The sequence below is a fragment of the Xanthobacter lutulentifluminis genome (assembly GCF_043194675.2).
GTDB lineage: Bacteria > Pseudomonadota > Alphaproteobacteria > Rhizobiales > Xanthobacteraceae > Xanthobacter.
The window spans coordinates 3,165,655-3,191,109 of record NZ_CM195525.1 but is presented as its reverse complement, the minus strand read 5'-3'; the positions used below and the strand labels follow the sequence as shown (position 1 = coordinate 3,191,109).

Annotated in this window: 23 protein-coding genes, 1 tRNA gene and 1 pseudogene; 10 read left to right on the top strand and 15 right to left on the bottom strand. The window is 70.4% G+C overall.

Translation table 11 applies throughout. The features are described from left to right. Window positions 1-419: 419 nt before the first annotated feature. The 5 genes and pseudogenes from V5F49_RS14730 to V5F49_RS14710 all read left to right on the top strand — a co-directional run bounded on the left by V5F49_RS14730 (window position 420) and on the right by V5F49_RS14710 (window position 4,234). Window positions 420-1,148 carry a tetratricopeptide repeat protein gene (locus tag V5F49_RS14730; RefSeq protein ID WP_394117164.1) on the top strand — a complete coding sequence of 243 codons (729 nt, stop codon included), beginning with the start codon at window positions 420-422 and terminating at the stop codon, window positions 1,146-1,148. A gap of 1 nt (window position 1,149) precedes the next feature. After that, a pseudogene (selB, locus tag V5F49_RS14725) lies at window positions 1,150-2,985 on the top strand (selenocysteine-specific translation elongation factor); the annotation flags it as partial. A 138-nt stretch (window positions 2,986-3,123) separates the two neighbouring features. Beyond that, a tRNA-Sec gene (locus tag V5F49_RS14720) sits at window positions 3,124-3,219 on the top strand. A gap of 17 nt (window positions 3,220-3,236) precedes the next feature. After that, window positions 3,237-3,749, top strand: a complete 513-nt coding sequence (locus V5F49_RS14715; protein WP_394117019.1) for a hypothetical protein — start codon at window positions 3,237-3,239, stop codon at window positions 3,747-3,749. 83 nt (window positions 3,750-3,832) lie between these two features. Then, window positions 3,833-4,234, top strand: coding sequence for a hypothetical protein (locus V5F49_RS14710; RefSeq protein WP_394117018.1), 402 nt, complete (start codon window positions 3,833-3,835; stop codon window positions 4,232-4,234). 12 nt (window positions 4,235-4,246) lie between these two features. Here the strand turns inward: V5F49_RS14710 and V5F49_RS14705 are convergent, their stop codons facing one another. From V5F49_RS14705 to trxB, 5 genes are all read right to left on the bottom strand, one after another. After that, window positions 4,247-4,948 carry a M15 family metallopeptidase gene (locus tag V5F49_RS14705; protein ID WP_394117017.1) on the bottom strand — a complete coding sequence of 234 codons (702 nt, stop codon included), beginning with the start codon at window positions 4,946-4,948 and terminating at the stop codon, window positions 4,247-4,249. A 159-nt stretch (window positions 4,949-5,107) separates the two neighbouring features. Then, complete coding sequence (locus V5F49_RS14700; RefSeq protein WP_394117016.1) at window positions 5,108-5,401, bottom strand: hypothetical protein; 294 nt, start codon at window positions 5,399-5,401, stop codon at window positions 5,108-5,110. Between the two features lie 89 nt (window positions 5,402-5,490). Next, on the bottom strand, window positions 5,491-6,009 hold the full coding sequence (locus V5F49_RS14695) for a peptidoglycan-binding domain-containing protein (protein ID WP_394117015.1): 519 nt from the start codon (window positions 6,007-6,009) through the stop codon (window positions 5,491-5,493). Between the two features lie 312 nt (window positions 6,010-6,321). Further along, window positions 6,322-7,212 carry a LysR family transcriptional regulator gene (locus tag V5F49_RS14690; protein ID WP_394117014.1) on the bottom strand — a complete coding sequence of 297 codons (891 nt, stop codon included), beginning with the start codon at window positions 7,210-7,212 and terminating at the stop codon, window positions 6,322-6,324. Between the two features lie 138 nt (window positions 7,213-7,350). Beyond that, complete coding sequence (gene trxB / locus V5F49_RS14685; RefSeq protein WP_394117013.1) at window positions 7,351-8,313, bottom strand: thioredoxin-disulfide reductase; 963 nt, start codon at window positions 8,311-8,313, stop codon at window positions 7,351-7,353. A gap of 235 nt (window positions 8,314-8,548) precedes the next feature. Here trxB and V5F49_RS14680 point away from each other — a divergent pair, with 235 nt between their 5' ends. Beyond that, on the top strand, window positions 8,549-9,034 hold the full coding sequence (locus V5F49_RS14680) for an Lrp/AsnC family transcriptional regulator (RefSeq protein WP_394117012.1): 486 nt from the start codon (window positions 8,549-8,551) through the stop codon (window positions 9,032-9,034). A 325-nt stretch (window positions 9,035-9,359) separates the two neighbouring features. On the opposite strand, the gene greA is transcribed toward V5F49_RS14680, so the two are convergent. Both greA and carB read right to left on the bottom strand, forming a co-directional pair. Then, on the bottom strand, window positions 9,360-9,833 hold the full coding sequence (greA, locus tag V5F49_RS14675) for a transcription elongation factor GreA (protein ID WP_394117011.1): 474 nt from the start codon (window positions 9,831-9,833) through the stop codon (window positions 9,360-9,362). A 361-nt stretch (window positions 9,834-10,194) separates the two neighbouring features. Then, window positions 10,195-13,566: a carbamoyl-phosphate synthase large subunit gene (gene carB / locus V5F49_RS14670; protein ID WP_394117010.1), complete on the bottom strand. Its 3,372-nt coding sequence runs from the start codon at window positions 13,564-13,566 to the stop codon at window positions 10,195-10,197. A gap of 306 nt (window positions 13,567-13,872) precedes the next feature. On the opposite strand from carB, the gene V5F49_RS14665 reads away from it, so the two are divergent. Next, window positions 13,873-14,340: a GtrA family protein gene (locus tag V5F49_RS14665; protein ID WP_394117009.1), complete on the top strand. Its 468-nt coding sequence runs from the start codon at window positions 13,873-13,875 to the stop codon at window positions 14,338-14,340. Between the two features lie 4 nt (window positions 14,341-14,344). Here the strand turns inward: V5F49_RS14665 and V5F49_RS14660 are convergent, their stop codons facing one another. Next, the gene (locus tag V5F49_RS14660) at window positions 14,345-15,040 is read right to left on the bottom strand and encodes a hypothetical protein (protein ID WP_394117008.1); all 696 of its coding nucleotides are present in this window, start codon (window positions 15,038-15,040) and stop codon (window positions 14,345-14,347) included. A gap of 126 nt (window positions 15,041-15,166) precedes the next feature. Beyond that, window positions 15,167-15,751 carry a DUF2478 domain-containing protein gene (locus tag V5F49_RS14655; RefSeq protein ID WP_394117007.1) on the bottom strand — a complete coding sequence of 195 codons (585 nt, stop codon included), beginning with the start codon at window positions 15,749-15,751 and terminating at the stop codon, window positions 15,167-15,169. A 311-nt stretch (window positions 15,752-16,062) separates the two neighbouring features. On the opposite strand from V5F49_RS14655, the gene V5F49_RS14650 reads away from it, so the two are divergent. Further along, the gene (locus V5F49_RS14650; protein ID WP_394117006.1) at window positions 16,063-16,533 is read left to right on the top strand and encodes a DUF930 domain-containing protein; all 471 of its coding nucleotides are present in this window, start codon (window positions 16,063-16,065) and stop codon (window positions 16,531-16,533) included. Between the two features lie 36 nt (window positions 16,534-16,569). Here the strand turns inward: V5F49_RS14650 and V5F49_RS14645 are convergent, their stop codons facing one another. The 3 genes from V5F49_RS14645 to uvrB all read right to left on the bottom strand — a co-directional run bounded on the left by V5F49_RS14645 (window position 16,570) and on the right by uvrB (window position 20,561). Continuing rightward, window positions 16,570-17,199 carry a trimeric intracellular cation channel family protein gene (locus V5F49_RS14645; protein ID WP_394117005.1) on the bottom strand — a complete coding sequence of 210 codons (630 nt, stop codon included), beginning with the start codon at window positions 17,197-17,199 and terminating at the stop codon, window positions 16,570-16,572. Between the two features lie 121 nt (window positions 17,200-17,320). After that, window positions 17,321-17,764: a hypothetical protein gene (locus V5F49_RS14640; RefSeq protein WP_394117004.1), complete on the bottom strand. Its 444-nt coding sequence runs from the start codon at window positions 17,762-17,764 to the stop codon at window positions 17,321-17,323. Between the two features lie 142 nt (window positions 17,765-17,906). After that, window positions 17,907-20,561: an excinuclease ABC subunit UvrB gene (uvrB, locus tag V5F49_RS14635; protein WP_394117003.1), complete on the bottom strand. Its 2,655-nt coding sequence runs from the start codon at window positions 20,559-20,561 to the stop codon at window positions 17,907-17,909. A gap of 192 nt (window positions 20,562-20,753) precedes the next feature. Here uvrB and V5F49_RS14630 point away from each other — a divergent pair, with 192 nt between their 5' ends. Together V5F49_RS14630 and V5F49_RS14625 are read left to right on the top strand one after the other, a co-directional pair. Beyond that, the gene (locus tag V5F49_RS14630; protein WP_394117002.1) at window positions 20,754-21,542 is read left to right on the top strand and encodes a hypothetical protein; all 789 of its coding nucleotides are present in this window, start codon (window positions 20,754-20,756) and stop codon (window positions 21,540-21,542) included. A 72-nt stretch (window positions 21,543-21,614) separates the two neighbouring features. Next, window positions 21,615-21,962, top strand: a complete 348-nt coding sequence (locus V5F49_RS14625) for a DMT family protein (RefSeq protein WP_394117001.1) — start codon at window positions 21,615-21,617, stop codon at window positions 21,960-21,962. Between the two features lie 9 nt (window positions 21,963-21,971). Here the strand turns inward: V5F49_RS14625 and V5F49_RS14620 are convergent, their stop codons facing one another. The 3 genes from V5F49_RS14620 to V5F49_RS14610 form a co-directional block, all read right to left on the bottom strand. Beyond that, window positions 21,972-22,769 carry a hypothetical protein gene (locus tag V5F49_RS14620; protein WP_394117000.1) on the bottom strand — a complete coding sequence of 266 codons (798 nt, stop codon included), beginning with the start codon at window positions 22,767-22,769 and terminating at the stop codon, window positions 21,972-21,974. 48 nt (window positions 22,770-22,817) lie between these two features. Further along, window positions 22,818-24,182 carry an 8-oxoguanine deaminase gene (locus V5F49_RS14615; RefSeq protein ID WP_394116999.1) on the bottom strand — a complete coding sequence of 455 codons (1,365 nt, stop codon included), beginning with the start codon at window positions 24,180-24,182 and terminating at the stop codon, window positions 22,818-22,820. Window positions 24,183-24,268: 86 nt separating this feature from the next. Further along, window positions 24,269-25,450, bottom strand: coding sequence for a PQQ-dependent sugar dehydrogenase (locus V5F49_RS14610; protein WP_394117163.1), 1,182 nt, complete (start codon window positions 25,448-25,450; stop codon window positions 24,269-24,271). Window positions 25,451-25,455: the final 5 nt, after the last annotated feature.

Sequence of the window (25,455 nt, the reverse complement as noted above, 5' to 3'; positions counted from 1 at the left end):
CGCGCACGGAGGAGCGGCCCCGGCTGGAGGAGCGGCCCCGCCTGGAGGAGCGCCCGCGTATCGAGGAGCGCCCGCGGCTGGAGGAGCGTCCCCGGCTGGATGACCGTCCCCGCCTCGACGAGCGCCCGCGCCTGCGCGCGGAGCCGGCGCCGCGGCAGGAGCCGGAACCCGCCGGCTTCGAGCTGGAAGATCCGTTCGATCCCCTGCCGGAGGCCGAGCCGGACGTCCCCGTCCGCGCCGAGCCGGTGTTCGAGGAGATCGCCTTCCCCCGTGCCCCCCGCGACGCGGTGATCGCGGAGGCCGGCTTCGTGGAACGCGTGTTCGAGGCCGCGCCCGCCGCCCCGGAACCCGAGCCGGAGGAGCCGGAGCCGGAACCGGAGCCTGAGCCGCCGGTCGACACCCGCTCCCCCGACCAGCAGATGGCGGCCGCCCTCGCCGCTGCCGTCGCCGGCGACTATGAGACCGCGCTCTCCCTGTGGGAGCCGCTGGCGCGCACCGGCAATGCACGGGCGCAGAACAACATCGGCGCCTGCTTCGTGGACGGGCTCGGGGTCGATCGCGACTTCGACCTCGCCCGCCGCTGGCTGGAGCTGTCCGCCGAGAACGGCGATCCGGTGGGCCGGCGCAACCTCGCCACGCTCTATTTCAAGGGCGACGGCGTGGCGCAGGACTACGCCCGTGCCGCCGAGCTCTACCGCGCCGCCGCGGAGGACGGCGACGCCCCGGCGCAGGACATGCTGAGCTGGATGCTCCTCGAGGGCGAGGTGATCGCCGCCGATCCCGCCGAGGCGCGCCGCTGGGCGCTGGCGGCTGCCGACCAGGGGGTCGCCTCCTCCATGACGCGGCTGGGCATGATCGCCCACAATGCCCTCGGCACGGAGCGCGATCCGGTCGAGGCCGCCCGCTGGTGGCGCAAGGGCGCCGAGGCAGGGGATGCCGACGGGCAGGCCATGCTGGGCGCCGCCTACCACATGGGCGCCGGCGTCCCGCGCGACCGCATCGCCGCCTTCGCCTGGCTGCTGCGCGCCCGCGCCGGACGCAGCGCCCTCGCCGACCGCTTCTTCGACGCCGTGCGGGCCACCCTGACGCCCGAGGAGGAATCGGCCGCGCAGCGCCGCGCCGCGATCCCGCTGGGGGAGCTGCCCTGACGTGATCATCGGCACGGCCGGACATATCGACCATGGCAAGACCACGCTGGTGCGTGCGCTCACCGGTGTCGATACCGACCGCCTGAAGGAAGAGAAGGCCCGCGGCATCTCCATCGATCTCGGCTTCGCCTACCTGCCGGTGGGCGAGGCCGAAGCCGGCGAGGTGCTGGGCTTCGTGGACGTACCGGGCCACGAGAAGTTCGTCCACACCATGCTGTCCGGCGCGGGCGGCATCGATTACGCGCTGCTGGTGGTGGCGGCCGACGACGGCGTGATGCCGCAGACGCGCGAGCATCTCGCCATCCTCGATCTCCTGGGCATCGCCGAGGGCTGCGTCGCCCTCACCAAGGCCGATCTGGCCGATCCCGAGCGCCTCGCCGCCGTGGAAGCGGAGATTGCCGGGCTGCTCGCTCCCACCGCGCTCGCCGGCGCGCGCGTGCATCGGGTGTCGGCCCCCACGGGCGCCGGCATGGACGCGCTGCGGGCCACGCTGGTGGCGGCCGCCGGCGAGATCGGCCGGCGGGCGGCGGACGGGCGGTTCCGGCTGGCGGTGGACCGCAGCTTCACCCTCGCCGGCGCCGGCACGGTGGTCACCGGCACCGTGCTGTCGGGCCGGGTCGAGGTGGGCGACCGGGTGGTGGTGAGCCCCTCGGGCCTTGCCGCCCGCGTGCGCTCCATCCGCGCGCAGGACCGGGTGGCGCAGGCCGGCGTCGCGGGGGATCGCTGCGGCCTCAACCTCGCCGGCGACGGCATCAGCAAGACCGCCATCGCCCGCGGCGACGTGGTGCTGGACCCGGCGCTGCATGCCCCCGCCGACCTGATCGACTGCGAGCTCAGGGTCCTGGCCTCGGAGCCGCGGCCGGTGGAGCAGTGGCAGCCGGTGCGGCTCCACCATGCGGCGCGCGAGGTGGGGGCGCGGGTGGTGCTGCTCGGCGATCCCATCGCGCCCGGCACCTCCGGCCGGGTGCAGCTGGTGCTGGAGGCGCCCATCGCCGCGGCGGCGCTGGACCGCTTCGTCCTCCGCGACACCTCGGCCCAAAGGACCATCGGCGGCGGACGCTTCCTCGACCTGCGCGGGCCGCGGCGCAAGCGGCGCACGCCGGAGCGGCTGGCCCAGCTCGACGCCCTCGCCCTGCGCGATCCGGCAGCCGCCTTCACCGCCCTGCTGGAGGTTCCGCCCTATCACGCCGATCTCGCCGGCTTCTGCCGCGACCGCGTCCTGTCGGCGGCGCAGGGGGAGGCGCTGGCCGACGCGCTCGGCCTGGTGCGTCTTCCCACTCCGAGCGCCACGGTGGCGGTGGCGCCGGACCGCTTCGCCGCCTTCACCACGCAGTTGCTGGAGGCGCTCGACGCCTTCCACGCCGCCAATCCCGACCTCCCCGGCATGGGGCGTGAGCGGCTGCGCCTGCAGCTGGAGCCGCGCCTGCCGGCCGCCGCCTTCCTCTCGGCGCTGGAGAGCCTGCCGGCGGGCACCGTGCGACTCGAAGGCGCCTGGGTGCGTCGCGCCGGCTTCGAGGTGCGCCTGACGCCGGCCGACGAGGCCCTGTGGGCGCGCGTCGCGCCGCTCCTCGGCGGGGAGGAGCGCTTCCGCCCGCCGCGCGTGCGCGACATCGCGGGTATGCTGGGCGTCGCCGAGCCGGAGGTGCGGCGCCTCATGAAGCTCGCCGGCCGCGTCGGCCGCGTGGACGAGGTGGCGCACGACCACTTCTTCCTGCGCCCCGTGGTGGCGCAGATGGTGGAGATCCTGCGCGATCTGGGCGGCCCCGGGCTGAAGGCCGAGTTCACCGCGGCGCTATTCCGCGACCGGGTGCTGAACGGCCGCAAGGTGGCGATCCAGATCCTCGAATTCTTCGACCGCCACGGCGTGACCCTGCGCCGTGGCGACCTGCGCCGCATCAATCCGTTTCGGCTGGACCTGTTCGCCGGCTCGGGGAATGATGCGGCGCGCACCGATGCGGCGGCAACGCCCGACGGAGGAAGAGAAGCGTCCCTGGTGGGGCGTCCGGACTTCAAATCCGGGAGGGGCCGCGAGCCGGTCCTTGGTGGGTTCGACTCCCACTCTCTTCCGCCACTTTCCGGGAAGGCACCATGACGCAGGCGCACCAGGCCCCTCCTGAAACTCCCGCGACGGCGGCGGACCCGTCCAGCCCCCTCGCCGCTCCCGCGGCGGCGCGGCTGGCCTTCCTCTCGGCGCTCGATGCCGCCAAGCGCGTCGCGGACGTGGCCGAGACCGATTTCCGCCGCGAGGCCGCCGCCCGGACCGAGGCGCTGGCCGTCGCGCGCGCCCACGCCTATCGCCGCGCCGACCTGATGACCTCGCTTGCCGCCATGGTGGCCGATGCCGCCGACGCGGAGATGGCGGGAGCCGCCGGCCAGGCGCTGCTGCGGGCCCGGCTCGGCTGGAGCGACGACAGCGAGGCCCGCGCCGAGGTGCTGGCGAAGTTCGCCCCGGTGGCGGCGGCGCTGTTCGCGGCCGATGCCGATCCCGCCCCCGCGGCGGCCCTCGCCGCGTTCGAGGACTGGTACCTTGCCACACGGCAGACGCCGTTCTGGTACCTGTTCGAGCACTACATCCCCGACACGCCGCTGGTGGATTTCTAGAGCGTCTGCCGGTCATCCTGGCTCACGCAGAAGGTCATGCCGACCGGTATCCGCGTCGCTCGAAAATGCTCCGAAGGCACGCCATGCCCCTCGCTTCCGCCCCGCCCCGCATTCCCGACACCGATTTCGACCTCTGGCTCGGCCGGACGTTTGCGGACAACGGCGCCTTCACCGCGCTGGTGGTGCTGATGCGCATTTCCGAGCCGGCGCTGACGCCGCTCGCCTCCACCTTCCTCAATGTCATCGGCGACGAGGTGCGCTGGGAGGAGATGGCCGCCCTGTTCACCGGCTCGGGCAAGCAATGGGACGGCGCGGCCTTCTTCGCCCAGACCGACGCCGACGGGCCGCTCGACAATGGCGAGGCCCGCGCCCGCCTCAGGGCGCTGGAGGCGCGCATCCGCGCCGACCGGCTGGTCATCAACGAGGGGGATTTCTTCGACACCCGCGGCCGCCGGCTGGAGGTAGAGGAAATCTCCCCCAACTGAGGCGGCCGCCGCCTATTCGATGGGGAAATCGAAATAGGTGTCCGGGAACGGCTCGTCCTTCAGCGTGAAGTGCCACCATTCCTTGTCGAACGGCTTGAAGCCGGCGCCGCTCATCAGCTCGGCGAGCAGCGCCCGGTTGGCCTTCTGCGCCTTGGTCACCGCATCCGAGCCCGGCCACGAGCGCGGGCTGAACAGGTCGAACGGAGTGCCCATGTCGAGGTCGCGGCCGGTGGCGCGCTCGAACAGGGTAAGGTCCAGCGTGGAGCCGCGCGAATGGCCGGAGCGGGCGGCGATGTAGCCCTCCGCGAACAGGTCCTTCTTGTCCACGTCCGGATAATAGGCGGGCTTGGTGCGGGTGTCGGCGAGGTCGCTCGCCCAGCGCGCGAAATGGGCCACCGCGCGTGCGGGCCGATAGCAGTCGAAGATGCGCAGGCCGAGCCCGCGCTCGCGCGCCGCCGCATCCACCCGCGCCAGCGCTTCCGCCGCCGGACGGGTGAGGAAGCAGCGCGCCGCGCCATAGCCGTCCACCCGGGCGCCGACGAAATTCTCGGTGCCGAAATAGCGCATGTCGAACACGGCGTCCGGCACCAGCGTCGCCACGTCCACGAACAGCGCGGGGCGGTCCGTGCGGGCATCGGCCGCCAGCGGCAGGCCGGCGATGCTGAGGGCGAGGGCTGCGGGCTTCACCAGTCGGTCCATCAGGAAGGAGGGCATGGGGCGTTCGCGGGGGGGGGGGAGCTGATCCCGTGATCCTACGGCCGCGCTGCCGCCATGGCCAGCGGATCGGCGGCGCGTCACGCGAGCCGGTCGGGACGGCGCCGGCGCGGCCCTCTCTGCGGCCCTCTCTCTTGCACGCGCGTATCCGGCCGGCGCTCAGCCCTCCGCCCGGGCGAGCGCGCGGGGCGGATTCTCGGGAAGGTCCGGCGGTGGCTGAACCGGCACCGGATCGGGAAACGGCGGGCGGCGGGGAACCCGGCTCGGGTCATCCTCCGGCAGCACCGGCAGGTCGGGGCCGGGATCGGGCACGCCCGGCGGCTCCTCGAACGGACGCGGCGGCAGGATGGGCGGCTCCGGCGGGCGGACCGGATCGTCGGGCACGATGCCGCTGCGCGCGGCAAGGCCGGCAGCGCGGGACACGGCGGAGGGGGCATTGGCGGACAGGATCATCGGCTCTCCTTTGCCGATGCAACGCCCGCCGGCGCGGCGCCGTTCCGGGCGGGGATGGCCCCGCCCGGCAGCGTCTCAGCGCGGTCGCGTCAGGAGAAGAACTCGGTGATGGACTGCCAGATGCTCTTCTTCGGCGCCGCGGAGGCCGAAGCCTCGGCCGGCTTGGCGTCGGCGGCGATGGTGCCGGGCGCAGCCTGCGAGCGGGCCACCGCTTCGGCCGAGAACACGCCGGCGAAGGCATCGATCTTGGCCAGGGTGACCGGACCGGCCATGCCGTCCGCCTCGAGGCCGTTCTTTTCCTGGAAGTCCTTCACCGCCTTGGCGGTGCCGGGGCCGTAGGCGCCGTCGGCGGTGATGCCGAGGGCGGTCTGCAGCTTCTTCACGGTCTCGCCCTTGCTGCCGTTGGTGAGCAGGATCAGCTCCGGCAGGCCGAGGGCGGCGAAGGTGTCGGGGCCGGCGATGCCGTCCGCGGAAAGGCCATGCTTGGTCTGGTAGGCCTTGAGCGCCTCCTCGGTGCCGGGGCCGAACTTGCCGTCGGCGGCGATGCCGAGCTTGGCCTGGAGAATCTTCACCGGCTCGCCGGACAGACCACGCTTGAGAAGTGCCATGTCAAAAACCCCCGTGCCGAAGGGAAAGGGAAAGCCCGGCAAACATAGGGAGGCTGCACGACAAAGGCACGGCCGGAATGGCGGCCCTGAAAAGAAAAATGCCGGGCCCGATGAAGGACCCGGCAAGTATCGCCGCAGTGCGGCGAACCTTCCAGAGGGGAACAGCTGACACACCAGTCCGGTGCGATCAGCGCTTGGGCACAATGCCCGTCCGATAGGCAGTTTGCAATGCAGACTGACTGCATATCAGTCATGTCCCCAGCGCGCGGCTCGCGAAGGAGGAGGTTGGTGGAAACCTCCGCCAGTCGCGCCTCAGTAATTCCAGCGCTGCGCCTTGGAGATGAGAAAGTCACGGAACACTTGAATCCGCGCCACCGAGCGCATCTCCTGCGCATAGGTGAAGTATGCCTCAAGCTTGGGCGTTTCGCGGTCGGTGAACAGCTGCACCAGCGAGGAGGCATCGTCGGAGAGGTAGTCCGGCAGGGTGCCGATGCCCACTCCGCGCTCCACGGCCCGCTTCAGGCCTAGCACGCTGTTGACCTCGAACGCGGGAACGCGCGGCGTCGAGCCCTCGCGGCCCGCGTGCTCCAGCCAGTTCAGGCCCTGGAAATAGGGCGGGATCGGCCCGCCCAGCAGCAGGATGCGGTGCTTGTCCAGCTCGTCCAGCGTGCGCGGATGGCCGTGGCGCTTGAGATAGTCGGCCGAGGCATAGGCGTGGAAATGCACCGTGAACAGCTTGCGCTGGACCAGATCCGGCTGCACCGGCTGGCGCATGCGGATGGCCACGTCCGCCTCGCGCATGGCGAGATCCAGCTCCTCGTCGGTCAGGATCAGCTGGATGCGGATGTCCGGGAACAGCTCCACGAACTCGCCCACCCGCGCGGTGAGCCAGTGGGTGCCGAGGCCGATAGTGGTGGTCACGCGCAGGTCGCCGTTGGGCTTCTCGCGGCTGTCGGTGAGCTGGGCGCGGGCCGATTCCAGCTTCAGGAACACCTCATGGGCGGTGCGGTAGAGCAGCTCGCCCTGCTCGGTCAGGATCAGGCCGCGCGCGTGGCGGTGGAACAGCGGCACCTTCAGTTCCGCCTCCAGCGCCGAAACCTGCCGGCTCACCGCCGATTGGGAGAGGCCCAGCGTCTCGCCCGCATGGGTGAACGACCCGGCCTCGGCCGCGACGTGGAAGACCTTCAGCTTGTCCCAATCCATGAGGTCCGTGCCCCTCGGGCGTCACCGGCCGCCATCCGGCCGGTCATGCGCCGCCAATCCATCGGTACGTCCGGAACAGCCGGCGCAGCCCCGCGCCCGGCCCTTCCTCAAGCGAAGCGGCGCTGCGGCGCCCGCCGGCTATTCCGCCGCGTGCGCCACGCTCTGGTGGGCGAGGAAGCGCTCCGCCTCCAGCGCCGCCATGCACCCGCGCCCGGCGGCCGTGACCGCCTGGCGGTAGATGTCGTCCGCCACGTCGCCCGCCGCGAACACGCCGGGAACCGACGTCGCCGTCGAATCGGGCGCGGTCCAGACGTAGCCGCTCTCCTTGAGCTTCAGCTGGTCTTTCACCAGCTCTGTGGCAGGCGCATGGCCGATGGCGATAAATATGCCGTCAGCGGGTAGCTCGGTGATGGCGCCGGTACGCACGTCGCGCAGGCGGGCTGTGGTCACCTTGGTCACGGGGTCGTCGATGCCCGTCACCTCCGCCAGCTCGGAGTGCCACACCACATTCACCTTGGGATTGGCGAACAGGCGCTCCTGCAGGATCTTCTCGGCGCGGAAGCTGTCGCGGCGGTGCACCACCGTCACCTTGGAGGCGAAGTTGGTGAGGAACAGCGCCTCCTCCACCGCGGTATTGCCGCCGCCCACCACGATCACCTCCCGGCCGCGATAGAAGAAGCCGTCGCAGGTGGCGCAGGCCGAGACGCCGAAGCCGCGGAAGGCGGCCTCCGACTCGATGCCGAGCCAGCGCGCCTGCGCGCCGGTGGCGAGGATCACCACGTCGGCCACGAACACCGCGCCGGACTCGGTCTCCATCCGGAACGGCCGGTGGGAGAGATCGAGCCGGGAAACGTGGTCGGAGATGATCTTCGTGCCCATGTGCTCGGCCTGGGCGCGCATCTGCTCCATCAGCCAGGGGCCCTGGATCGGGTCGGCGAAGCCCGGGTAGTTCTCCACATCCGTGGTGATGGTCAGCTGGCCGCCCGGCTGGATGCCCTCGAGCAGGATCGGCTCGAGCATTGCGCGCGCCGCATAGATGGCGGCGGTGTAGCCGGCCGGCCCCGAGCCGATGATGGCGACCTTGACGGGTTGGGCAGTCATGAGTGTCCTCGAAAGCAGGCGGGTCTGCGGCCGGCGCGCCCCGCGACGGGGATGACACGCGGGCGTCGCAGCGTGAGCTATGCTCGAATGTAGGGGCTCGACCATGTGGTCACAAGGCACCACGCGCGCCTATCCGGCGGCTTCGCGGGGTGCGACCGTGGCGCAAGATTATTTCGTTGCGTTGCTGCAGGTGCGCACTAAGGTGCGGTACCGCTGTCCCGAGGGAGTCCCCGCCTTGACCGTTCGCCTTGATGCTGTCGACTGGAAGATCCTCGACGAGCTGCAGCGGGATGGGCGCATGACCAATGTGGAGCTCTCGCGCCGCGTGGGCATCTCCGCCCCGCCCTGCCTGCGCCGGGTGCGGGCGCTGGAGGAGGCCGGCATCATCGAGGGCTACCGCGCCCTGCTGGACGAGAAGCGGCTCGGCTACGACCTCATGGCCTTCGCCATGGTCCACCTGATCAGCCAGGCCGAGGCGGATCTCGCCGCCTTCCAGGAGCGGATCGCCGGCTGGCCGCTGGTGCGCAGCGCCTGGATGCTCTCCGGCGACGTGGACTTCATGATGCTGTGCGTCACCCCGGACCTGCGGACCTTCCAGACCTTCGTGCTGGACATCACCGCCGCGCCCAACGTGCGCAACGTCAAGACCGCCCTGACCCTCAAGCAGGCCAAGAACGCGCCCGTGGTGCCGCTGGAAGCCGGCCTGCCGAAGGGCAACTGAGCAGCGCGACACCCCCGGCATCCGCCGCATCGACGCGGGACCGGCCGCAGCTGCGCCCGCAAGAGCTGGCGCCCGCGCACTCTCCAACCTCGCGCCCGACGGCCGGAACGGCCTGAGACGGCACGCCTCCGGCCGGAGGGCGGGACTGCGGGAAAGCAGGGCTTGGGGAAGGCAAGGCTTGGGGAAGGCAGGGCTCCGGCCGGCGCCCCCGTGCCGGGACATCCCGACCATCCACACCCACACGTCCGGCGCGGCGAAGCCGCATCCGGACAAGCCAAAGGCGCCCCCGTTGCCGAGGGCGCCCCGGAAACTGCCGCGCCGGCCGTCAGGCCCAGCGGACGTCCGCGATCTCGAACGAGCGCGGGCCCTTGGGGGTGACCACCTCCACCGAGGCGCCCTTCTTCTTGCCGATGAGCGCGCGGGCCACCGGCGAGGAGATGGAGATGCGCCCGGCCTTGGCGTCGGCCTCGCTGTCGCCGACGATCTGCCAGACCTTCTCCTCCTCCGTGTCCTCGTCCACGAGGGTCACGGTGGCGCCGAACTTGACGATGTCGCCCGACAGCTTGGAGACGTCGATCACCTCGGCGCGGGAGATCTTGTCCTCCAGCTCGGCGATGCGGCCCTCGTTCAGGGACTGCTGCTCCTTGGCCGCGTGATATTCGGCGTTCTCGGACAGGTCGCCGTGGGCGCGGGCCTCGGAGATGGCGCTGATGATGCGCGGGCGCTCCACCTGCTGGCGCTGCTTCAGCTCTCGCTCCAGGGCGGCAAAGCCGCCCGCCGTCATCGGAATCTTGTCCATGGGTCCTTCTTCAGACCTCCCGAAACTGTCCGGCGCGCCGGCCCCGCATGCATCGGGCCATCCGGCGTGCCTGAAAGAAAAAGCCGCGCAGCGGAGCGCTCTCCGCGGCGGCGGCGCCTGACTCTCGACCAGGAGGCGCACTGTGCGCCTCCGGCACCTCATCGGGCCGGCCGGAACCTCCGGTGCACCAGCCTCGAAAACACCGGCGCATGCCATGCGGGTCCGGCCGGGTCTTCACGGGGCTGGACCGCACCTGCTCCGGCGCGCTGCGCCCGCCCTGCGCGGGATTGCGCTGGGCCGGCATGACGAAATCATCCGCGCCGGACGCATCCGCGCGCGGCACAACCCCGGACCGGGGGAATCAGGCGACCGAGGCTGCGCCCCGCGTCCCGCTTTCCGCCCCCTCTCCGGCCCCGAAATAGGCCTGCAGCGGCCGCACCTTGAGATCGCCGCCCACATAGGCCTTGATCCCCTGCGCCGCAGCGATGGCTCCGGACAGCGTGGTGTAATACGGCACTTTCTGCAAGAGGGCGGCCCGGCGGAGCGAGCGGCTGTCCGCAAGCGCCTGCGCGCCCTCGGTGGTATTGAACACCAGCTGGACCTCGCCGTTCTTGATGGCATCCACGATGTGCGGACGGCCTTCCAGCACCTTGTTGATCTTGGAGGCCGGCACGCCGTGCTCCTCCAGGAAGCGCTGGGTGCCGGAGGTGGCGATGATCCTGAAGCCGAGCTCCACCAGCATCTTCATAGAAGGCAGGATGCGCAGCTTGTCGCTCTCCTTCAGCGAGACGAACACCGTGCCGGACTTGGGCACCTTGGTGCCGCCGCCCAGCTGGCTCTTGGCGAAGGCGACGCCGAAATCGGTGTCGAGGCCCATCACCTCGCCGGTGGAGCGCATCTCCGGGCCCAGCACCGTGTCGACGCCCGGGAAGCGGGCGAAGGGGAACACCGCCTCCTTGATGGCGATGTGCCCGATCTGCGGCTGCTCCAGCTGGAAGCCGGCGAGCTTCTCCCCCGCCATCACCCGCGCCGCGATCTTGGCGATGGGCAGGCCGATGACCTTGGCGACGAACGGCACGGTGCGCGAGGCCCGCGGGTTCACCTCCAGCACGTAGATGTCGTCGCCCTTGATGGCGTACTGCACGTTCATCAGCCCGCCGACGCCGAGCGCCAGCGCCATGGCGGCGGTCTGCTTCTCCAGCTGGGCGAGGATCTCGGGGGTGAGCGAATAAGACGGCAGCGAGCAGGCGCTGTCACCCGAATGGATGCCCGCCTCCTCGATGTGCTCCATGATGCCGGCGATGAACACGTCCTTGCCGTCGCACAGCGCGTCGACATCCACCTCGATGGCGTCGGACAGATAGCGGTCGAACAGCAGCGGGTTCTTGCCCAGAACGGTGTTGATCTGGCCGGTCTTGTCGTTGGGATAGCGGGCCTTGACCTCCTGCGGCACGAGGCCGGGCAGCGTCTCCAGCAGGTAGTCGCCGAGCTGGCTTTCCTCGCGGATGATCTGCATGGCCCGGCCGCCCAGCACGTAGGAGGGGCGCACCACCATGGGATAGCCGAGCTCGCCCGCCACCAGGCGCGCCTGCTCCACGCTGTAGGCGATGCCGTTGGCCGGCTGGCGGATCTTCAGGCGATCCAGCAGGGTCTTGAAGCGGTCGCGGTCCTCGGCGAGGTCGATGGCGTCCGGCGAGGTGCCTAGGATCGGCACTTCCGCGTCTTCCAGCGCCTTGGCAAGCTTCAGCGGGGTCTGGCCGCCGAACTGGACGATGACGCCCTTCAGCGTGCCCTTGGTCTTCTCCCGGGCGATCAGCTCCAGCACGTCCTCGGCGGTCAGGGGCTCGAAATAGAGGCGGTCCGAGGTGTCGTAGTCGGTAGAGACGGTCTCCGGGTTGCAGTTGACCATGATGGCTTCATAGCCGGCATCCTTCAGGGCGAAGGCGGCGTGGCAGCAGCAATAGTCGAACTCGATGCCCTGGCCGATGCGGTTCGGCCCGCCGCCCAGGATGATCACCTTCTCCCGGTCCGAGGGCTGCGCCTCGTCGGCGAGGGCGCCGGCGAACGGCGTCTCGTAGGTGGAATACATGTAGGCGGTGGGCGAGGCGAACTCGGCCGCACAGGTGTCGATGCGCTTGTAGGCCGGGCGCACGTCCAGCGCGTGGCGCCGCGCGCGCACCTCGCCCTCGTGGAGGCCGGCGAGGGTGGCGAGGCGGGCGTCGGAGAAGCCCATGCTCTTCAGCGTGCGGAACGCGCCCGCCGTGGTGGGCAGGCCGAGCCGGCGCACCTTCTGCTCCGTCTCGACGATGCCGCGGATCTCGGCGAGGAACCAGGGGTCGATCTTGCAGGCGGCGTGGATCTGCTCGTCGGTCAGGCCGAGGCGCATGGCCTGCGCCACGAACAGCAGCCGGTCCGGCGTGGGAGTGCCGAGCGCGGCGCGGATGGCGTTCTTGTCGTCGCCCTGGCCGAGGCCCTCGATCTCGATGTCGTCGAGGCCGGTCAGACCGGTCTCCAGCGAGCGCAGGGCCTTCTGGAGCGATTCCTGGAAGGTGCGGCCGATGGCCATGGCCTCGCCCACCGACTTCATGGCGGTGGTGAGCACCGGCTCGGCGCCCGGGAACTTCTCGAAGGCGAAGCGCGGGATCTTCGTCACCACGTAGTCGATGGTGGGCTCGAACGAGGCCGGGGTCGCGCCGCCGGTGATGTCGTTCTCGATCTCGTCCAGCGTGTAGCCGACCGCAAGGCGGGCCGCGACCTTGGCGATGGGAAAGCCCGTCGCCTTCGAGGCCAGCGCCGAGGAGCGCGACACGCGCGGGTTCATCTCGATGACGATGAGCCGGCCATCCTCCGGGTTCACCGCGAACTGCACGTTGGAGCCGCCGGTCTCCACTCCGATCTCGCGCAGCACCGCCAGCGAGGCGTCGCGCATGATCTGGTATTCCTTGTCGGTCAGCGTCAGCGCCGGAGCGACCGTGATGGAATCGCCGGTGTGCACGCCCATCGGATCGATGTTCTCGATGGAGCAGATGATGATGCAGTTGTCCGCCTTGTCGCGGACGACCTCCATCTCATACTCCTTCCAGCCGAGCACGCTCTCCTCCACCAGCACCTCGTTGGTGGGGGAGGCATCGATGCCGCGCTCGATGATCTCGATGAACTCGGCCTTGTTGTAGGCGATGCCGCCGCCGGTGCCGCCCATGGTGAAGGACGGGCGGATGATGGCGGGCAGGCCCACCTCCTCCAGCGCCTCGAGCGCCTGAGGCAGGGTCTTGATCTGGCGCGACTTGGGCGTGGAGAGGCCGATCTTGGTCATGGCCTCGCGGAACAATTCGCGGTCCTCGGCCTTGTCGATGGCCTCCGCGGTCGCGCCGATCATCTCCACGTCGAACTTCTCGAGCGTGCCCATCTTTTTCAGCGACAGCGCGCAGTTCAGCGCGGTCTGGCCGCCCATGGTGGGCAGCAGGGCGAAGCCCTTGGAGCGGTCGCCGCGCTCCTTCTCGATGATCTTGGTGACGATCTCGGCGGTGATCGGCTCGATATAGGTGGCGTCCGCCATGTCCGGGTCGGTCATGATGGTCGCGGGATTGGAGTTGACGAGGACGACCCGGTATCCCTCCTCCTTGAGCGCCTTGACCGCCTGCGTGCCGGAATAGTCGAACTCGCAGGCCTGCCCGATCACGATGGGACCGGCGCCGATGATGAGGATGGTTTCGATATCGGTGCGTTTCGGCATATCCGTCTTAAGCCCTCGACCGACGCTGCCGTGCCGCCGCTGAGCGGGGCCCGGAAGCGGGATCCGGTTTCGTCCATGCTTCCGATACGGAACCGGGGACGCTCGCGCCTTTTCCTATCGCGCTCCGGGCGCAAAAAAAGGGCCGCGGGTCACGCGCCCCCGAAAGGATCGAGCATCGCCCCGGGCCGGCCCGGAAGCGTGCGCGCATGGGGGCAGAGGACGTGCCGCGAAGTCACACCTCGGGAATTCTCTTTACCCTGCGCGCTGATGGGCTTCCTTAGACCATAATTGGCGGCGACGGAAGACGTGTCGCCCAACCTTCCGCCGGAGACCCTGACGGTGCCGCCTTCCCTCGCCCGACTGGCAGAAGACTACCGTGATCTGATCCGCCAGATCTCGTCTTTCGTCGGGGTGGGGCTCACCGCCACCGCGGCGCACTTCGCCACGCTCGCGCTGCTGGTGGAGGCGGATTTGTTCGGGCCGGTGGTGTCCTCGGGCTGCGGCTTCGTGGTGGGCGGGATCGTCTCCTACCTGCTGAACCGCCGCTACACCTTCGAATCGAGCCGCTCCCACGCCGGCGCGGTGCCGCGGTTCGCGGTGGTGGCCGGGGTGGCGTTCATCCTCAACGGCGTGCTGATGAATTTCTTCGTGCACGACCTCGGCCTGTTCTACCTTCTGGCCCAGGCCGTCACCACTGGCATCACCATGCTGTGGACCTTCACCGGATACCGCGTGTGGGCCTTCGCCCACCGCCCCGGCGCGCGCGGAGCCTGAATCGTCAGCGGTAGGTCACCCAGAACACGCCCACCGTCGGAGAGGCCGCGCGGACCGCGGCGTCGCCCGACGAGAAGAACTTCTGCCCGGCCAGCCGGCCGGCCGAGGCGGTGGCCGGCAGCGCCAGCTGCACGCCGAGCTCGCAGCCGCCGCCGATGTTGGCAAGCTTGCCGCCGCGCCAGTCCGCCACCACGCCGCCGGCGCTGCCGCTGAAGCCCTGGATGCGGAACGGCTTGCCGTTCGCCCGCTCCAGATCGGCCAGGGTGGAGCCGATGGCGATGCCGTTCACGCTCCAGGCGGAGGATTCGGTGAAGGCGACGCGGCGCGGGTTCGCCATGTCGATGGCGTCCTTCCACGCGATCTCCAGGCTCAGCGCCGGATCGTTGGGCAGAAGCACCAGCCCGGGCGAGGTCGAGCCGTCCGGGGAGATGACATTGCCCGTCACCACACTGGCCTGGCCGAAATCGGCGGCGATGTTCACCGCGGTGGTATTGGGGGCGAACGGCCCGGCGCACTGGAACTGGCGCGGTCCGGCGGTGGGCTTGGGAATGGAGACCACCGTCTCGGAATAGTCGCCGAACGCGTCCGTCTGCTTCACCACGCCGGTGCCCCAGCTGTCGGGGTTGCCCTGGCAGGCGGCGGCGAGCAGGCAGGCGGCTGCCGCCACGAGGAGACGTGCGGAGGGGCGACGCGAAACCATGGCGGCCTTCCTGAGCGAGAGGCGAGAGACGGGAGCCGAGCGACCTCAGGGCGGCTGCCGCGTCGGGCGGGAACGATCTTCTTAGCGTCTCGCCCCGGCCCCCGCCAGATGGCCGGAACGGCGCCTTCAGGGCGCCTCGGCCGCTGCCGGAGCGTACCAGTCCTCCAGCAGCGCCGGCTCGGGCGGGGCGACGACGGCGAGGTCGCCCGCAAAGCCATCCCACTCCGCACGGACGGTGGGGGAGACCGAGGTGAGCACCCGGAGCTCGGCGGCCACCGCCGCATGGAACGCGCTGGTGAGGCCGCGCCCCTCCGCCTCCTGCCGGCCGAACTTGGAGAGCACCACCACCGTGTCGGAGAGGTCGCCGCCCTCGGCGAGACGCGAGGCCACCGCCCGCTCCACGCCCGCCGACGCTGCGGCGAGCCCGGCGGGATCGAGGCTGCACCCGGAGGCACCGGGCCCGAGATCCTGATGCAGGCGATGGGTCTCGCCCGACACGAGATCAAGCAGCAGCACATCCTCGTGCGCGCCGCCGGGGGGCAAATGCTCCACCACGCCGATCACCCGAAGGCCGATCCCGCGCATGCGCTGCGCGCTCGCGGCCAGCAGCGCCTGGATTGTCTCCCGGTCGCCGCCCTGCACCGCGAGGATCATCGATCGAGAAAGGGACCACCCGCCCGCCATCGCCTGATCCACCCTGCCCTGGTCCATCGTGCCCCGGTCCGCCGTGCCCCGGTCCGCCGTGCCCCGGTCCGCCGTGCCTTCGTCCGCCCCGCCTCGACCGCTTCGCCTCAGCCCACCCGCCTCTGCCTCGACCGCCCTCGACCCGGCGGACCTCGCCGGACCACGAGCGCCCAGCGCGGTCGTCGTGCCCGGCCGTCCTGCACCGGCGACCGGAACAGGTATTCCGCAACGCAGCGTTCGGCGCGGCGCGCCACCGAGAGGCTGGCCTGCCCCGGACCTGCCACACCGATCCATTATGCGCGCCTGATCGCGCCTGTCAGCCTTGGAACCGGATCGCCTTGACCCAGCCCTGCCCCGATGCCCGTGGCCGCCTGCTCCGCCGCGCCCTTGCCGGCGCCCTCGCGCTCGCCCTCGCGGCGGGCCCGACCGGTGCCGAGGCCGCGCGCAAGCATCGGCACGAGCACGCTCCGGCGCAGCAGGACGGATCGAAGCCCGACGCCGCCATGCTGCACGTGGACCTGCCGACCCGCATCGAGCAGCGCTGCAATGCCCGGGTGATGGGCGATATCGGCCGCGCCAACAAGGACATGCGGCCCGACGAGACGGTCGCCTACGCCTTCGCCGACCCGAAGCTCGGCGACGCCTCCATCGAGGCGCCCGGGGCCGCCGTGCGCAGCCGCGGACATTGGTACCACCTGTCGTACAGCTGCCGCACCAGCGCCGACGGCATGGACGTCCTGTCCCTCACCTTCACGCTGGGCGACGAAGTGCCGCGCGAGGACTGGTCCGCCCACAGCCTCGTGCCCTGAGGTCATGCGGCATCTGGGCACCGGCGCGGTCCGGGCTCAGTGCAGCGCCTCGGTGTAGACGAACTTGGGCATGCGCCAGCCGAAGCGCAGCGCCAGCAGCCGCAGGCCCAGCCCCAGCGCCATGACGCCGAGGGTGAGCGCATCGTGCGGCAGCTCCAGCACCTTGCCCGCCACATAGAGCCCGCCGGTGACGATGGAGACGGTGCCGTAGAGCTCGGCCCGGAACAGCAGCGGGACATCCGCGCACAGCACGTCGCGCAGCACCCCGCCGACGCAGCCGGTGATCATGCCGGCGGCGATCACCACCACCACCGGCATGTCGAGGCTCATGGCCACGTTGCAGCCGATGACGGTGAACACCACCAGCCCCACCGCATCGAGAAACAGGAACACGTGCCGCAGGTGGCGCATGAACCGGGCGACGGCGATGGTCGCCAGCGCCGCGCCGCAGGTGATGAGCAGGTATTCGGGATGCTCGACCCATGACAGCGGATGCCGCCCCAGCAGCACGTCGCGCACCGATCCGCCCCCGAGCGCCGTGACCGAGCCGAGCAGGCACACGCCCACCCAGTCCATCTCCCGCCGCCCGGCCGCCAGCGCGGCGGTCATCGCCTCCGCGACGATGGCGACGATGTAGAGAACCTTGAGAAGATCCGCCGTCTCCATGCCCCGCCTCCCGGCCCGCTTCGCTCCGCAGGGCGTAGCACGGGGGCGGCGGGGAGGGCGAGCGCGGGCGGCCGGCGGCGCACCGGAGCGTTTCCTTCGCGCGAAGGGGCATCGCCCCGCCCTAGTCGTCCACGCTGTTGACGATGGCGTCCTTGATCTCGGTGATGGCGCCGTTGACCCCGATGGCGGACAGGATGCTCGAGAGCAGGTCGTCGATGGCCTTGATGAGCTTGCGCAGGAAGGGGAAGCCGAACTCCAGGTAGCGCCCGTGCAGGACGCGCACCACCGACAGCTTGAAGCGCAGGGGCGCGCCCGTCAGCCCATGCTCGGCCAGCGCCTGCAGGGACGCCTCGCCCGCACGCTCGGCCGCGATGGAAAACCGCTGCCGCTCGATGGACCAGGCGGCGGACATGTCCTGCACCAGCTCGGGCAGGAACAGCCGCTCGCCCTTCGGGCCGACCCGCGTCGTCACCAGCTCGTCCAGGAAGTCGTGCACCGAGAGGATGAAGCCGCGCAGGGCCCTGCGCGGCTGCTCGGGGTTCAGATCCGCGAAGTTCGCCGGCATGTGGCGCCTCCCGCACTGGAAGATCCAGAACGCAGGCTGCCACCCCGGCACGGGGGGCAGAAATCAAAAGTGCATGACCACGCATCGGCGCGCATAGATTGCAGCAGCAAATCCGGCGCGCCGCCGCGCGGATGGCGGCGGCCTATCCCTTCCGCCGCCCGCCCTTGCGATACCCCTTCGTGCCGGGATCCGGCCGCGGGCCGGGGCGGAAGCCGTCTTCCGGGAGCGGCACCGCGCGGTCGGTGCCCGGCCCCATGTCGTCCAGGGACGGCTTGTGGGCACGGGGGGCATAGAGCGGCATCTCCGACGCGCCGCGCCGCGTTCTGGGGGCCGGAGCCGCCGGGGCTTCGTAGGGCGCCTGCGCCTCCCCCATGCCGCTGTCGTCCTGCGCCCCGCGTCCGGCTCCCGCCTTGCCCGCCCGCCCGCGCGGCGCCTTGTCGGGCGCCGCCTTCTCCGGCGGTGGCAGGTTGGCGGCGCGGCCGTATTTGCGGGCGCCCTTGAAGCCGCCGGCCTTGTCCTCCACCGCCTCCTGCCGGGCGAGCGGATCATCGGAAATGGCGAGCTCGGTGGCCTCCAGCCGGCGGATCTCGTCGCGCAGCCGGGCGGCGGTCTCGAAGTCGAGGTCGGCGGCGGCGGCGCGCATGCGCTTCTCCAGATCGGCGATGACCGTCTTGAGATTGTGCCCGAAGGCCGCGCCCTCCTCCGCAAGGCCGGTGTCCACCTGCACGTGATCGCGCTCGTAGACGGAGTTGAGGATGTCGCCGATGGCCTTCTTCACGCTCTCGGGCGTGATGCCGTGCTCGGTGTTGTAGGCCATCTGCTTCTCGCGGCGGCGGGTAGTCTCCGCCATGGCCCGCTCCATGGAGCCGGTGACGTGATCGGCATAGAGGATCACCCGGCCGTCCACGTTGCGCGCCGCGCGGCCGATGGTCTGCACCAGCGAGGTCTCGGAGCGCAGGAAGCCTTCCTTGTCCGCGTCGAGGATGGCGACGAGGCCGCACTCGGGAATGTCGAGGCCCTCGCGCAGCAGGTTGATGCCGATGAGCACGTCGAATGCCCCGAGCCGGAGGTCGCGGATGATCTCGATGCGCTCGATGGTGTCGATGTCCGAATGCATGTAGCGCACGCGGATGCCGTTCTCGTGCAGGTATTCGGTGAGGTCCTCGGCCATGCGCTTGGTGAGCACGGTGACGAGGCTGCGATAGCCCTTCGCCGCCACCGCGCGCACCTCGCCGAGCAGGTCGTCCACCTGCGTGCGGGCGGGACGCACCTCCACCGGCGGATCGATCAGGCCGGTGGGGCGGATCACCTGCTCCACGAACACGCCGCCGGTCTGGTTCATCTCCCACGGGCCGGGGGTGGCCGAGACATGGACGGTCTGCGGCCGCATGGCCTCCCATTCCTCGAAGCGGAGCGGGCGGTTGTCCATGCAGCTGGGCAGGCGGAAGCCATATTCCGCCAGCGTCGCCTTGCGGCGGAAGTCGCCGCGGTACATGGCGCCGATCTGCGGCACGGTCACATGGCTCTCGTCGATGAAGACGAGGGCGTTGTCCGGCACGTACTCGAACAGGGTGGGCGGCGGCTCGCCGGGCTTGCGGCCAGTGAGCCAGCGCGAATAATTCTCGATGCCGGCGCAGGAGCCCGTCGCCTCCATCATCTCCAGATCGTAGCGGGTGCGCTGCTCCAGCCGCTGCGCCTCCAGGAGGCGGCCCATCTTGTAGAGCTCGTCGAGCCGCATCTTCAGCTCGGCCTTGATGCCGGAGATGGCCTGGATCAGCGTCGGTCGAGGCGTCACATAATGCGAGGCGGCGTAGACGCGCACGCTCTTCATGTCGCCGCTCTTGTGGCCGGTGAGCGGATCGAACTCGGCGATGCTCTCCACCTCGTCGCCGAACAGGGAGACGCGCCACGCGCGGTCTTCATAGTGCGCCGGGAAGATCTCCACGCTGTCGCCGCGCACGCGGAAGGTGCCGCGGGCGAAATCCGACTGGATGCGCTTGTATTGCAAGGCCACCAGATCGGCGATGAGGCCGCGCTGGTCGATGCGCTCGCCCACCTTGATGTCGAAGGTCATGGCCGAATAGGTTTCGACCGAACCGATGCCGTAGATGCACGACACCGAGGCGACGATGATCACGTCGTCCCGCTCCAAGAGCGCGCGGGTCGCCGCATGGCGCATGCGGTCGATCTGCTCGTTGATGGAGGATTCCTTCTCGATGTACGTATCCGTCCGGGGCACGTATGCTTCCGGCTGGTAGTAGTCGTAGTAGGAGACGAAATATTCCACCGCATTGTCGGGGAAGAAGCTCTTGAACTCGCCATAGAGCTGCGCAGCCAGCGTCTTGTTGGGTGCCAGCACGATGGCCGGGCGCTGGAGCTGCTCGATCACCTTGGCCATGGTGAAGGTCTTGCCCGAGCCGGTGACGCCGAGCAGCACCTGGTCGCGCTCCCCCGCCTGCGCCTGCGCGCACAGTTCCGCAATAGCCTGCGGCTGGTCGCCGGAGGGCTTGAAATCGCTCTTCATGATGAAGGAGACGCCGCCCTCGGACTTCTCCGGGCGCGGCGGGCGGTGGGGCACCCAGGTCTGACCGGTGATCTCCGGCCGCCCGTTCTCGATCAGGCTCGCCAGCGCCTGCACCGTGGCGGAGGCGCCGGACGAGGAGAAATCGAGCGCAAGATCCCCCGGGTCCAGCCCGAGGGATTTTGCGAGCGCGGGGTCGAGCGCCTGCTGGGGCGCGGGCTCGAAGTGACGCTGCGAACGCTCACCGAGCTTTCCGGGACGGGATGCCTTGGCCATGCGCCGAATATGGGTGCGATCGGCGGCGGTGAAAAGGCGGGGACGCTTCTTCCCTGCTCTTCCCCTGTGCGCGGGAGGGAGCCGCTGCCGGGTGATGCCGAAAGGACACGCTATGGTTAATTATATATGAATAATCTACTTTAGATTGCATATCGCCAGAGCCCTTCCATCATGGGTTGGGGGGAGGGGCTGATGATGACCATGCGATTCCGGCGCGCCTGCGCCACCTTGATGCTGCTTCTGGCGGGAGGCGCTCTCGCCGGGTGCGAAACGCTGCCACCCTCGTTGCGGGCGCCCATGCGGCCGCCGCAGCTGGCGGACTACAACCTGCGCCTGTCCTATGTGGACCAGCAGACCGGGCGCACCGTCACCGCCACCGGCGCAGCGGCGGCCGCGGAAACGGTCGGCCCGCAGCCCTCCGCGTTTTCCGGTCGCTATGTGCCGCTGATCGACTGGGACATCCTGGAGTTCGCCCAGCGCAGCGCCGCCAATCGCGACTTCGTGCAGGATGCCCTGATGCAGCGTTCCGACGTGCTGTGCGAGGCCTTCATCGACGACCTTTATGTCCGCGTTTCCCACCGCAAGTTCTTCCTGAACGAGATCGCCGGCGTGGCATCCGCCGTGGGCGCCTTCACCGGCGGCGAGGCGGCGCAGGCGCTCGCCCTTGTCTCGGCCATCGCCCAGGGCACCGACACCCTTGCCGACAGCACGCTGATGCAGAACCAGCTGGTGACGCTCATCGCCAACCAGATCCAGGCCAACCGCACCCGCATCCGCGACCAGATCATCACTAACCGCCGCAACGGCCTTCCCGCATATCCGGTGGCGCTGGCGCTGCGAGATGCGCAGTCCTACCACCAGGCGTGCTCGTTCATGTCGGGGGTGACCAGCCTCGCGGTGACGTCCAACAAGCCGGATGCGCAGGCCGCCAACGCCGCCTCCGTCACGCCCACGGCGAAGGAGCAGGAAAAGTCGAAGTAGGCGAGCGGTCATGGGGCGGGGGATTTCGTGCTAGAGGGCGGGCCGGTCGACACCCAGCCGGATGCCCTGCCCATGACGATCCCGCCCCAGATCGCCCCCATCGTGATGCTCGTCGCCTCGAACGTGTTCATGACGTTCGCGTGGTACGGGCACCTCAAGCACAAGTCGGCGCCGCTGGTGCTGGCGATCCTCGCCAGCTGGGGCATCGCCTTCTTCGAATATTGCCTCGCCGTCCCGGCCAACCGCATCGGCTCGGCGGTCTATTCCACGGCGGAACTGAAGACCATGCAGGAGGTCATCACCCTCCTCGTCTTCGCCGGCTTCTCGGTGCTCTACCTGAAGGAGCCGCTGGGCTGGAACCACCTCGTGGGGTTCGCCTTCATCTCCGCCGGCGCCTTCTTCATCTTCCACAAGTTCTGAGCGGGCGCCTCAGCCGAGGGCGCGCCGCACCAGGTCCTCCACCTGCCGCACGGGGGCGCGCAGCCACTCGTAGGCGGGCGGGATGTCGGCCTCGGCCAGTTGGTCGGCGAAGCGCTCCACGTGCCGGCGCGGGTCGGCGCGAAACTCCGGCTGGGCCATGAAGAACTGCACCGACACCGTCGAGCAGGGGTGCTTGGAGGCGGCCGAGAGATAGAGCGGCACGTTGCGCGCCGGCCACCAGAATTTCCGGAAGCGCCGGTCCGCGTGATAGTGCTCGAACAGCCGGCCGTAGCCGTGCCAGTTCAGCGCCCGGCCGGTGATGGCGTAATTGTTGGTGTAGATCACTCGCTGCATGGGCCGCAGCTCGATGATCGGGCTGGTCTGCGACGCCTCGTAGGAGGTGAACGGCGGGCCCACCAGGATCGAGCCCCACCAGATGCCGTTGAACGGGCGCGGGCAGACGGCCTCCAGCTCGTCGAACAGGCCGGGCGCGAGCCAGTCGTCATCGTCCACGAACACGATCAGGTCGTCCGGCGCGCGCCTGGTCTCGCGCAGCGTCTCGTGGGGGATCACCTCCGCCCCGCGCACGGCGGCGAAGCTGGCGCGGGAGAGCTTGGCGATCTCGTCGCGGAAGGTGCGGTAGTCCACCTTCATCTGCCCGTCCCACAGGGCCATGAAGTCCACCAGCAGGTTCTCGTCGATGCGGTGGCGGCGCAGGAACCGGCGGGTGTCGTCGTCGGTCAGGCCCAGCCAGTCGGGACTGTAGCGCACCGCCACGATGCGTTTGCCCTTGCGGCCGTTGCTCATGTCCTGCTCCCGAAACCCCTGCCCTCGCGCGGGCGGGCCGACCTCATATCAAGCCGGGGCGCCGCGCGCCAGTTGCGCCGCCAAGGCGTTGTGGCGGCTGGCGGTGGCGGCGACGTCGATGGTGCGCAGCCGGCCGTCCGCCACCACCACCCGTCCGTTGATGACGCTGAGCGCCACGTCGCGCGGCTGGCAGAAGACCAGCGCCGCCACCGGATCATGCAGCGCGCCGGCATAGCCGAGGGCGGACATGTCGAAGGCGATGAAATCCGCCGCCATGTCGGGAGCGAGCGCGCCGATGTCGTCGCGGCCCAGCACCCGCGCGCCGCCCAGCGTCGCCAGCTCCAGCGCCGTGCGCGCGCTCATGGCGTCCGGCCCGAACGCGACGCGCTGCAGCAGCATGGCCTGCCGTGCCTCCCCCAGGAGGTGGCCGCCGTCGTTGGAGGCGGAGCCGTCCACGCCGAGGCCCACGGGGATGCCCTCCGCCCGGAACCTTTTCACCGGCGCGATGCCGGAGGCGAGGCGCATGTTGGAGCACGGGCAGTGGGCGATGCCGGTGCCGGTCTGCGCAAACAGGGAGATGCCGGCGTCATCCAGCTTCACGCAGTGGGCGTGCCACACGTCCCGCCCCACCCAGCCGAGCTCGCGGACGTATTCCGTCGGCCCCATGCCGAACGTCTTGTACGAGAAGGCGATATCGGAATCGTTCTCGGCGAGGTGGGTGTGCAGCGTCAGGCCGCGGGCGCGGGCGAGGAGCGCCGTCTCGCGCATCAGGTCGTGGCTGACCGTGAAGGGCGAGCACGGCGCCAGCACCACGCGCAGCATGGAGAAGCGGGCGGGGTCGTGATAGGCGTCGATGAGGCGCTCGGCATCGCGCATCACGAAGCCCTCGTCCTCCACCACCCGGTCCGGCGGCAGGCCGCCCTTGCTCTGGCCGACGCTCATGGCGCCGCGCGCCGCATGGAAACGCATGCCGATGCGCCGCGCCGCCCGGATGGAATCGTCGAGCCGCACCCCGTTGGGGTAGATGTAGAGATGGTCCGAGGTGGTGGTGCAGCCGGAGAGGATCAGCTCCGCCATGGCGGTGAGCGTGGCGGTTTCCACCATCTCCGGCGTCAGCCCCGCCCACAGCGGGTAGAGCGTGGACAGCCACTCGAACAGCTCGCCGTCCTGCGCGGCGGGCACCGCGCGGGTCAGGCTCTGCACCATGTGGTGGTGGGTGTTGACGAGGCCCGGCAGCACCACGTGGCCGGCAAGGTCGATGATCTCGTCCGCCGAGGCCGGCAGATCCTCCGCCCGCCCCACGGCGACGATCCGCCCGTCCTCCGCATAAAGCCCGCCGCCCGGGATCTCCCGCCGCTCCCCGTCCATGGTGACGAGAACGAGCGCGTTGCGGGCAAGCAGGGTCGAGGCCATGGGGTCTCCGCGGGCAGGTGCGACGGCAGGTGCGACGCGGGGATGTTAAGGCCCAACGTGGCGGGAGGGAATCGCGCCGGGCGGGATCAGCGCGCCGCGGCGGGCACCACCCGCAGGATCTCGCCGGTATCGTCGGTGAGCAGCCACAGCGCCCCGTCCGGCCCCATGCGCACGTCGCGGATGCGCTTGCCGAGCGGCAGGCGCTCCTCGCCGGTGACGGCGCCATCGCGCACCTTCACCTCCACCAGCGCCTGCCCGGCCAGCGCGCCGACAAAGAGCTGGCCGCGGAAGGCCGGCAGCAGGTCGCCGGAATAGAAGGCCGCGCCGGACGGGGCGATGGAGGGATCCCAGTAGAACAGGGGCTGCTCCATGCCCGCCTTGCGTGTGCCTTCGCCGATCTTGGCGCCGGAGTAATGGCGGCCGTAGCTGATGACCGGCCAGCCGTAATTCTTGCCGGACTCCGGCCGGTTCACCTCGTCGCCGCCGCGCGGGCCGTGCTCCACGGTCCACAGCCGGCCGGTGGCGGGCTCGATGGCGGCGGCCTGCACGTTGCGATGGCCGTAGCTGAAGATCTCCGGCCGGGCGCCGGCCTGCTGGCGGAACGGATTGTCGGCGGGGATGGAGCCGTCCGGCGCGATGCGCACCACCTTGCCGAGGGTGGTGGAGAGGTCCTGCGCCTTGTCCATCAGGTCGAAGCGCTCGCCGAGGGTGATGAACAGCATGCCATCCGGCGCGAACACGAGGCGCGAGCCGAAATGGTTGCCGCCGGAATGGGCCGGCTGCTGGCGGAAGATGACCCGCAGGCCGTCGAGGCGAGCGCCGTCATCGGACAGACGCGCCCGCGCCACCGCGGTCGCGGCGCCGTCCGCGCGCGGCTCGGCATAGCTGAGATAGATCAGGCGGTTGCTGGCGAAGGCGGGATCGAGCGCCACGTCGAGCAGGCCGCCCTGCCCCCGCGCGGCGACCTGAGGCACGCCCTCGACCGGCGCGCCGATGCGCCCTGACCGGTCCACGGGACGCAGCCGCCCGTCGCGCTCGGTGACGAGCAGGGTGCCGTCGGGCAGGAAGGCCATGCTCCAGGGATGATCGAGGCCGGAAGCGAAGGGGACGACCCGCACCTCCTCGCCGGCGAAGCGGGTCGGCGCAGTGTCCTGCGCAAGGGAAAGAGCGGGAAGAAGGACAAGGACGAGCAGCGCGGCGGCTGCCAGCAGGCGGGCGGGCCCTGTGGCCCGCCAGGCGGAGAGAATGTGCGGCGCCGCGGCCCGCACCGCGT

Coding starts and splice junctions, on each gene's coding strand:
- V5F49_RS14730 (WP_394117164.1), top strand. CDS start 420: ATGGCGGCCGCCCTCGCCGCTGCCGTCGCCGGCGACTATGAGACCGCG.
- V5F49_RS14715 (WP_394117019.1), top strand. CDS start 3,237: ATGACGCAGGCGCACCAGGCCCCTCCTGAAACTCCCGCGACGGCGGCG.
- V5F49_RS14710 (WP_394117018.1), top strand. CDS start 3,833: ATGCCCCTCGCTTCCGCCCCGCCCCGCATTCCCGACACCGATTTCGAC.
- V5F49_RS14705 (WP_394117017.1), bottom strand. CDS start 4,948: ATGCCCTCCTTCCTGATGGACCGACTGGTGAAGCCCGCAGCCCTCGCC.
- V5F49_RS14700 (WP_394117016.1), bottom strand. CDS start 5,401: ATGATCCTGTCCGCCAATGCCCCCTCCGCCGTGTCCCGCGCTGCCGGC.
- V5F49_RS14695 (WP_394117015.1), bottom strand. CDS start 6,009: ATGGCACTTCTCAAGCGTGGTCTGTCCGGCGAGCCGGTGAAGATTCTC.
- V5F49_RS14690 (WP_394117014.1), bottom strand. CDS start 7,212: ATGGATTGGGACAAGCTGAAGGTCTTCCACGTCGCGGCCGAGGCCGGG.
- trxB (WP_394117013.1), bottom strand. CDS start 8,313: ATGACTGCCCAACCCGTCAAGGTCGCCATCATCGGCTCGGGGCCGGCC.
- greA (WP_394117011.1), bottom strand. CDS start 9,833: ATGGACAAGATTCCGATGACGGCGGGCGGCTTTGCCGCCCTGGAGCGA.
- carB (WP_394117010.1), bottom strand. CDS start 13,566: ATGCCGAAACGCACCGATATCGAAACCATCCTCATCATCGGCGCCGGT.
- V5F49_RS14660 (WP_394117008.1), bottom strand. CDS start 15,040: ATGGTTTCGCGTCGCCCCTCCGCACGTCTCCTCGTGGCGGCAGCCGCC.
- V5F49_RS14655 (WP_394117007.1), bottom strand. CDS start 15,751: ATGGACCAGGGCAGGGTGGATCAGGCGATGGCGGGCGGGTGGTCCCTT.
- V5F49_RS14645 (WP_394117005.1), bottom strand. CDS start 17,199: ATGGAGACGGCGGATCTTCTCAAGGTTCTCTACATCGTCGCCATCGTC.
- V5F49_RS14640 (WP_394117004.1), bottom strand. CDS start 17,764: ATGCCGGCGAACTTCGCGGATCTGAACCCCGAGCAGCCGCGCAGGGCC.
- uvrB (WP_394117003.1), bottom strand. CDS start 20,561: ATGGCCAAGGCATCCCGTCCCGGAAAGCTCGGTGAGCGTTCGCAGCGT.
- V5F49_RS14630 (WP_394117002.1), top strand. CDS start 20,754: ATGATGACCATGCGATTCCGGCGCGCCTGCGCCACCTTGATGCTGCTT.
- V5F49_RS14625 (WP_394117001.1), top strand. CDS start 21,615: ATGACGATCCCGCCCCAGATCGCCCCCATCGTGATGCTCGTCGCCTCG.
- V5F49_RS14620 (WP_394117000.1), bottom strand. CDS start 22,769: ATGAGCAACGGCCGCAAGGGCAAACGCATCGTGGCGGTGCGCTACAGT.
- V5F49_RS14615 (WP_394116999.1), bottom strand. CDS start 24,182: ATGGCCTCGACCCTGCTTGCCCGCAACGCGCTCGTTCTCGTCACCATG.